3 protein-coding genes are annotated in these 2,822 nt (G+C 34.1%); 2 read left to right on the top strand and 1 reads right to left on the bottom strand.

All coding sequences use genetic code 11. The annotated features are described in order from the left end of the window. Together ACJML3_RS00255 and ACJML3_RS00250 are read left to right on the top strand one after the other, a co-directional pair. On the top strand, positions 1–1,329 hold a 1,329-nt coding region (locus ACJML3_RS00255; RefSeq protein ID WP_406019618.1), incomplete at its 5' end, for a DUF6056 family protein. After that, positions 1,314–1,601, top strand: a complete 288-nt coding sequence (locus tag ACJML3_RS00250; RefSeq protein WP_406019617.1) for a hypothetical protein — start codon at positions 1,314–1,316, stop codon at positions 1,599–1,601. The genes ACJML3_RS00255 and ACJML3_RS00250, both read left to right, overlap by 16 nt. A 204-nt stretch (positions 1,602–1,805) precedes the next feature. Here ACJML3_RS00250 and ACJML3_RS00245 read toward each other — a convergent pair. Then, positions 1,806–2,822: extracellular solute-binding protein (locus ACJML3_RS00245; RefSeq protein WP_406019616.1), on the bottom strand; the 1,017-nt coding region annotated here is incomplete at its 5' end.

The raw sequence follows: 2,822 nt of genomic DNA, 5'->3' as shown, positions 1-2,822 counted from the left end.
CTCATTGAGGGTACCGATGATAGAGTAACATCAGTTGCTGATATTATTTTGTCTCAGTACAGACATTATTTTACCTGGGGTGGAAGAACACCTCCTCATGTATTGGCTCAATTACTTTTACTTTCTGGTAAACTTGCCGGTGCTTTAGCTACAGCACTGTGTTTTGTACTTTTGATTTATCTTGTCAATGTCCTTGCAAAGGGAAGTTTTGTTAATCCATTAAAAATTGAAAGTACAGCTCTTTTAATGTCATTCTCACTGCTATATCTTTGTCTTAGAAATTTCGGTGAGGTACTTTTTATGCTTGTTACCTCCTGCAATTATCTTTTTACAACGACATTTGTCCTTTTAATACTGGTGCCTTTTGTAAAGGCTTTAGAAAGTAACAATGATGACTGTACCAAATCAAAAGGCTTTGTTTTAAAAAATATCTTCATTGCTTTAATGTTTTTGTGTGGCCTTACTGCAGGCTGGTGCAATGAGAATACAGGTTTTGCACTTTGCTCAATGACATTTTTATATCTTGTATACATTTTAAGAAAAAAGAAGCTGTCAGCATTTATGGTTGCAGGTTTTACAGGAATGTGCACAGGCTTTTTGATACTAGTTCTATCACCTGGCAATGCAGCTAGAATGCAGATGATGGAAAGCACAGGAGGATTTGATTATTTTTCACATATCTTTACAGCTATAGGTGTGTTTAATCTATCCTTACTTGAGAATCTGCCACTGATTATTGCATTTTTATATCTTCTTTTTAAGGTATATAAAAAAGGACTTATAAAAAAATACAGACAGAGTATGCTCTGTACCTTATATCTGTTTGCAATAGGTTTTGCTTCACTGTCTGTTATGATCTTCTCTCCTAATTTTCCTGCACGATCAGCAACAGTATTTACAGTATTTACTCTTGTTGCAACTCTAAAACTATACTACATCCTGAAAAAAGAGCAGGTAACTGTTGTAAATAGATCATTTTTCTATTCATATTCAGTAGTATTTTCATTATATTTTCTTATCACAGCAACTAATTCTTTAGAGTGTCTGTCAAGGCTTAATGATGAGTTTTATCAGCGAGAAAACAGCATAAAAGAGCAGATTTTAGATGGAAAAACAGATCTTGTTGTAAAGCCTTTTTCTGTTGTATCATCTCGTTATATTTTTGTAGGTGATATTCATGCAGATAGTAATTATTTTGCAAACAAGATCTTAAGTCGATACTACAAAATTTCAAGTATTGTAAGAACCTGTGATGAGATAAAGACACTACCTCATTCTGATCTTCTAATTATTCAGAGCAAAACGGTGTTTAAATGCAAAGCAAACTAGATCCTTTAAAGGCATTGCTAAATTCAGTAAGTTCAAATACCAGTGTCAAAGAGGATGAGCTTTTACATAATCTAATTGTGCTTCGTAATACTAAGAAAGTTGATCAAAAGCTATCTTCATTCAATGGTGTTGAAGTAAAAGATCTGATGAACAAGAGTAGTTATGATCTTAAAAAAAATTATGTAAAGAATATTCTTGAGCCTGCTTTTTCTGATAAATTAAGATCAGTAAAGAAAAAAGAAAAGATAAAAAAGGTAAATCTTAATAAATAGCAATGATTAAGATATTTGCTCTTGAATTGGTTTTCTGTGAATAAAGGTCATGTCTACATGTCCTTTAATATCTTAAGATTTAGATAAGAGCAAAAAGTCTGCAATTTGTATTATCAAAATTAACAAACCTCCTTATTTTGCATCTTAAGACTCATGTTTTATGAACATATTCAGCGCAGTTAAGGAGGTTTTTAAGTCTAACTATTAATCGTTCTGATTTGCAATTTTAGCTGAATCAATCTTCATGGCATTCCAGACATTGTTGGTGATCCTTGATGTCTTAGCAGGAGTTGGCTGCATGAAGTACATTGTCTTTAGCTTTTCCTCTGACAGCATGATGCTTTCATTATTTTTCAGCTCATCAGAAACATTAGCCATTGCTTCATCAACAGGAAGAATATAGCCCATTTCATCAGATAGCTTCTTTGCATTTTCTGGAGTTAAAAGCCAGTTGAACCACTTCATTGCATTGTCATAGTTCTTAGCACCGCGTGGTACAGTCCAGCTGTCAAACCACATGATTGAGCCTTCCTTTGGAATTACGTACTCAATGTCATATTTGTTCTTACCATGAGCAGCTAAATGACGGCTTTGAATGAAGTCACCTGAATAACCAATAGCAGCACAGATTTCACCTGATGCAAGATCGGTTACATAGCGGTTAGACTGGAAGTAAGCTGTATTAGATGCAAGCTTTGTTAAGATATCTTTAGCTTCCTCAAAGTCCTTTGGATTAGTAGAGATAGGATCTTTCTTTAAATAGTGCTGAACAGCTGAGATAACCTCGATTGGGGAATCGATGATTGCAATACCACATTTTTTAAGTTTGTCTGAGTTTTCTTTCTTGAATAGGAAGTCCCAAGAATCAATCTTGTAGTCTTTGCCAAAAATCTCTTCAATTTTCTGTTTGTTATAACCAATACCGATTGAAATTTCGATATATGGATAAGCATAGTCATTGTTAGGATCTAAAGTTGCAAGTTTTTCAAGTCTTGCTCTGTTCTGTTTAACCCAGTTTGGGATCTTTGAGTGATCAATCTTTTGAAGTGCACCTGATTTAGCCATTCTTGGTACATAATAGCTAACAACAATAGCAGCATCAAAACCGGTGTTGCCAGCAAGAAGTCTAGCTTCCTGAAGTTCGTTTGAATCATACTCAACGTATGTTGTTTTTAATCCTGTGTCCTTTTCAAAATCTGATACTGTATGCTCACCGATATT

It is taken from the genome of Succinivibrio sp., assembly GCF_045124615.1.
GTDB classification, from domain to species: domain Bacteria; phylum Pseudomonadota; class Gammaproteobacteria; order Enterobacterales; family Succinivibrionaceae; genus Succinivibrio; species Succinivibrio faecicola.
The sequence above is the reverse complement of the archived record's forward strand: the minus strand, read 5'-3'. Positions and strand labels throughout refer to the sequence as shown.

Coding starts and splice junctions, on each gene's coding strand:
- ACJML3_RS00250 (WP_406019617.1), top strand. CDS start 1,314: ATGCAAAGCAAACTAGATCCTTTAAAGGCATTGCTAAATTCAGTAAGT.